The 4,927-nt window shown below is 64.6% G+C and carries 4 protein-coding genes; all 4 read right to left on the minus strand.

Going from position 1 to position 4,927, the window contains the following annotated elements; all coding sequences use genetic code 11:
• Positions 1–106: 106 nt before the first annotated feature.
• From V7773_RS30050 to V7773_RS30065, 4 genes are read right to left on the minus strand one after another with little or no spacing between them, the layout of a single operon-like run.
• Entirely contained in the window at positions 107–598 is a 492-nt protein-coding gene (locus tag V7773_RS30050) for a GNAT family N-acetyltransferase (protein WP_336076477.1), read from the minus strand.
• Positions 599–607: 9 nt separating this feature from the next.
• Complete coding sequence (locus V7773_RS30055) at positions 608–2,704, minus strand: biotin/lipoyl-binding protein (RefSeq protein ID WP_336076478.1); 2,097 nt, start codon at positions 2,702–2,704, stop codon at positions 608–610.
• Position 2,705: 1 nt separating this feature from the next.
• Positions 2,706–4,025, minus strand: a complete 1,320-nt coding sequence (locus V7773_RS30060) for an efflux RND transporter periplasmic adaptor subunit (protein WP_092413246.1) — start codon at positions 4,023–4,025, stop codon at positions 2,706–2,708.
• Positions 4,022–4,801, minus strand: coding sequence for an efflux RND transporter periplasmic adaptor subunit (locus V7773_RS30065; RefSeq protein WP_336076479.1), 780 nt, complete (start codon positions 4,799–4,801; stop codon positions 4,022–4,024). Before V7773_RS30065 ends, V7773_RS30060 begins: the two co-directional genes overlap by 4 nt.
• Positions 4,802–4,927 lie beyond the last annotated feature (126 nt).

Here is a 4,927-nt window from a genome sequence, read left to right on the forward strand (position 1 = left end):
TTGCTCGCGATGGCCGAGGGTCAGCTTGCATCCATGTTGGATTTACCGCCCTCATCGCGAGCAAGCTCGCTTGTACACATTGAACAGGTGACAAGTCAGGCACTGTTCAGTTGCCTTTCGGATACCAGACCAACCGCTCCGCCGCCGGGTTGCTTTCCTGCACTTCGAAACCCAGCGCCAGGTAGTGCCGGCGTGCATGGGGGTTGCTGGTCCAGACCACGGTCGCCACCGGGCAGCGGACCTGTTGCGCGGCTTTTTGCACCCCTTGCAGCACCGCCCGGCCATAGCCTTGCCCGCGGGCCTGAGGGATAAAGGCCAGGTACAGCACGCGAATTTCATTGGGACCAAAATCAGTGCTCAAGGCGCCGATAGCGGTGCCGAGTTTTTCCACCACGTAATGCATGGCATTGGGGAAGCTCTCTCCCAACCCTTGCTCCTGCACTTGAAACTGCTGGGCAATCACCTGCCGCACCTGCTCATGCTCGCCGTCGATCCATTGCAGATCCGGTCGTGCCGCCTGGTAAAGGCTCTGCAAGAACGGACCATCGCTGAGCCGCGATGGCCGCACCACCAATCCCTCCGCCGCCACTGAATCCATGCTCGCTCCTTAAAAACCGCTTTCCCTGACACCCAACGCCGCCAACCGACGCCAGGCCGCTCCCAACACCGACTCGCCCTGCCCCTGCAACACCACCACGCCACGCAGCGGTTGCACCGGCGCGGCCGAATCGTCAATGGCACTCAGGCGCACGCCATACTGCGCCTGCACCGGCTCGGCCCGTTGCTGCGAATCGCGGCGCACGGCAATCGGCCCATGGTGGTCGGAGGTCAATGCCTGTTGTTCGACCCAGGCCACGCCGTTGGTGTCGATTTCATTCAACTGCACGGCAATCGACGTGTGCATCGGATCGTCCGCGATGAACCGTCCCGTGGCACCCGGCCCGACCCGCCAGAGCTCGGCTTCGGTGAGGTACCCGCGCAACCGCGAATCGGGCTGCACCACCCGCGCCAGCACCTGCGTCGGTGACAGCCAGCGCCCTACCGACAGTTGCGGCAACAAGTCGCGCACCTGGCCGGCATGGGGAGCACGCAACAACAGGCGTTCGCGCTGGGCCACCAGGCCTCGGTACTCGGCCACCGCTTCGGCCAGTTGCTGTTCGATGATGCCGGCATCGGCGGCGGTTTCGCTGCGCCCGGCCTGACGACGCATCTGCAACTGCTGGATCTCGATTTCCCGGCGCACGATGGTCAAACGCGAGGCCATGTCCGGCGATTCCAATTCAATCAACACATCGCCTTGGGCCACGGTCTGGCCATCGTGCACATTCACTTGCTTGACCCGTGCCGCCACTGGCGCATGCAGGGCACTGGCGCGGCCGGCCTCAAGCATGACCGGCACCTCCACGGCGCTGCGCCAGGGCAGCACCAGCGCCAACAGCAACCCCAGCAATACCAGGCCTGCAAACAGCACTCGCGGGCCATGGGCCTGCTCGCGGCGACTCCACCATTGCCGCCACTCACTTACGATGGGCATAAAAATGAACCACACCAATTCCACCATCATCAGAAAAATGCCCAGCACCTTGAAAAACAGGTGATAGACCGCCAGGGCAATCCCGAAAAACAACAATGCCCGCCACAGCCAGGAGCCGTATCCCCAGACCAGCAAACGCCGGCGCATCTTCGGCGACCAGGGTTCCGGCGCCGCCGCGCCATAACCGAACAAGGCTTCGCGTAGGCGCCAGCGGCACAGGGCGAACGCACGTCCCTGAAGGTTATCCACCGCCCAGAAATCACTGAGCAGGAAATACCCGTCAAAACGCATGAAAGGGTTCAAGTTGATGATCAGCGTGGTGATCCAGGTGGCGCTGGCCAGCATGAACGCCGCGGTGCGCGCCGGCCCGTCGGGCAGCAGCGACCAGGCCAGCAGCGCGATGCACGCCAGCAACAATTCGGCCAGGACGCCGCCGGCACCAATCAGCAACCGCGCGCGACGATCGTTGATCCGCCAGGCATCGCTGACATCGGTATAGAACATCGGCAACAGCACCATGAACGCCACGCCCATGCTTTGCACACGACAACCGGCGCGCTTGGCCATGAAGGCATGGCCGAACTCATGGCACAGCTTGGCGAAGAGCAACGCCGCCCCGAAGGCCAGCGCACCGCCCAGGCTGAACAGGTGCGGAAACGTCGCGATGAAACGCTGCCAGTCCCGCGACACCAGGAAGATGCCGAGGCCCAGGGTCAGCGGCAGGCCATAGCGCAGGATCCCGGGGCCGAACCGCGCCAACCAGGGCCAGGCCCGGTTGAGAAAGGCGTCCGGGCGCCACAGCGGGATGCGAAAAAACAGGTATTGATGCAGCAGGATCTGCCACAGGCTCTGGCGTTGTGCGGCAGTCTTGAAGAGGTAACTGTCGCGCTGTTGTGGGTCCATCGCGCTGATCAGGTCATGGCCGCGCAAGAAACCCAGCAGTTGCTCCAGCGACTCGCCATTGAGCGGCAGGCCCGGCTCGCGGTTTGCGGCTTGCAGCACCTGTTCCGGATCGCCCAGGGACCAGTGCCGCAACATGCGCATGGCCGCGGCGCCAAGCTTGAAATAGCGCCCGCGCACCGGATCGGCCAAGGTCCACTGCGGCGAACCGTCCGGGTCCGGCGCCGCCGGGGACAATTGCAGGTCCGGCCGCAGGCTCGGCAAGTCCATGCTACAGGCCTACGCTCTGGCGCAGGCCGGCCAATGGCCGACGCAGCAGGTACAACGCCAGCGGCGCGCGGTCGCCAAAGACCTTCGCCGTGCCCCGCAGGCCGATGCGCGGCGCCGTGGCATCGAAACGCGCGTCCAACCGGTACGCCAACTGCCCGGCGGCGGTAGGCTGCGCTTCATAGGCCGAGCGCTCGAGCCAGGCCAGGTGCCGCTGCAACGGGTCGCTGTCGAGAAACAACGCCACTTGCGCACCGGGCTCCAGGGCAATCGCGTCGCCCACTGCCAATTCAATGCGCAACTCGGCCTGGTTCGGGTCGGCGATTTCCATCAGTCGCTCGCCGGTCTGCACGGGCTTGCCGAGCCAACGCTCGGCGTCGGCAAATACCGCAATGCCGTCGCGCTCGGCGCGGACTTCGCTGCGCTTGAGCAGCTCAAGCGCGTAGTTGCGCTCGGCACGCTTCTGTTCGACGCGGGCGGCCAACAAGTCAATCTTCGAACTGGATTCAGCGTCGACAAACGAGCGTTGGGAATTGGCCTTGAGTTCGGCCTCAGCCACGCCCAACGCACGCTCGGCCACATCGGCCTGGGCCTTGAGGCTGGTGCTTTCGAAACGCAGCAGCAGGTCGCCGTTCTTGACCGTCTGGTTGGGCTTGACCAGGAACTCGGCGATCACCCCATCCAACGGTGCCGCCACCACCTGCCCGCCCAACGGTACCACTTCGGCCGGGGCCAACACGGACTGGCGCACCGGGATCAGCAAGCCCAGCAGCAACACCGCCACCAGGGCGACCTGGCGCTTGCGCGTCCAACGCAGACGCCACGGCTTGCGCGGTTGCAGCGCCAGCCACGCATGGCTGTAGGTGTCGCCCAGTTGCGATAACAGTACTTGCTCGGCAGGGGTCCATGGCAGGTCGCGGGCCAGCCATAAGCCGCCGAACACCTGGCCTTGATGATCGATCAACGGCAGCCAGAACACCTGCCCGGCGGACAGGCTTTGCCAGTCAGCCCGGATGGATTCGCCCACCCCCTCGGCGGCAATCACCCGGGCCTGATTCAGTACCCCCTGTTTGAACAGCTGCGCCACCGCCTGTTCGACGAACGCCACAAACGGTGCGTTCGGCTCCACGGCGCTGACGCCCGTCACGGCCTGGACCTTGCCGGCGATCAATAGCGCGGCATGGCGAAAGCCGAACAGGGCCTGACCGTCGTTGACCAGGCTGTAGCTCAGTTGCGCCGGGGTACGTGCAGCACGCGTCTGGCGCTCCAGGTCGAGGAAGCGGGCGAACACCTGCTCGGCGTTGCCGGTGATCGGCGCGTTCACTTGGGCTCCGCGAAACGCGCGGTACCACTCATGCCGGACAACAGCCCCGTGGCATCCGGCAAGGTCGCCACCAGCAGCAAGGTCTGGCTACCCTCATCGATGCGCGCGCCCAAGCGCTTGACCGTCGCTTGCAATGGCTTGCCGGTTTCATCGGGAATAAACGTGAAAGGCTGGCCGGGCTTGAGCCGGTTCATCCAGCGCGACGGCACCAGCAGATGGATTTCCAGGGTGCGGTTGTCCACCACATCGAGCAACGGCGCCCCAGCGGCCACGCTTTCATAACGCTGGACCTTGCGCGCCACCACCTGACCATCGAAGGGTGCGACCACGCTGCAGCGCTTGACCTGAACCTGGTACACCTGGGACTGTGCCTGGGTCTCATTGAGCCGGGCCTCGGCCCGCGACACCTCAAAACGCCCGACTGATTTCAATTGCGCCAGTTGCCGGTTATGCGCCAATTCCTCACCGGCACCCCGGCTGGCCGCCTGGGCCGCGTTGAGCTGGGCCTGATACGCCGAGCAATCGAAACGCGCCAGGGTGTCGCCCTTCTTGAACGACTCGCCCTCACTGAACGGCAACTCGACGATGCGCCCGGCCAACTCGCTGGCCAGCACCGCCTGATCCCGCGCCCGCAGCACCCCTCGCGCCTCGTTGCCACTCGGCGCACTGGCCGTGACATTGCTTTCCAACAAAGGATCGTCGGCAGCAGGCGTTTGTGCCTGAACCGTGCACGTTACAAAGGTCAATCCCACAACCCAACTACTCAAACGTCGCATGACCGTTACTCCCTGACGGATGGGCGGAGTCTACGACAGCGGTGGGGGGCGTCAAGGGAGGCGAGAAATTTGGTGGTCATACACGCCCTGTGGCGAGGGGATTTATCCCCGCTGGGACGCGAAGCG

This window comes from Pseudomonas sp. 3JA (assembly GCF_036961705.1).
GTDB lineage: Bacteria > Pseudomonadota > Gammaproteobacteria > Pseudomonadales > Pseudomonadaceae > Aquipseudomonas > Aquipseudomonas fluorescens_Q.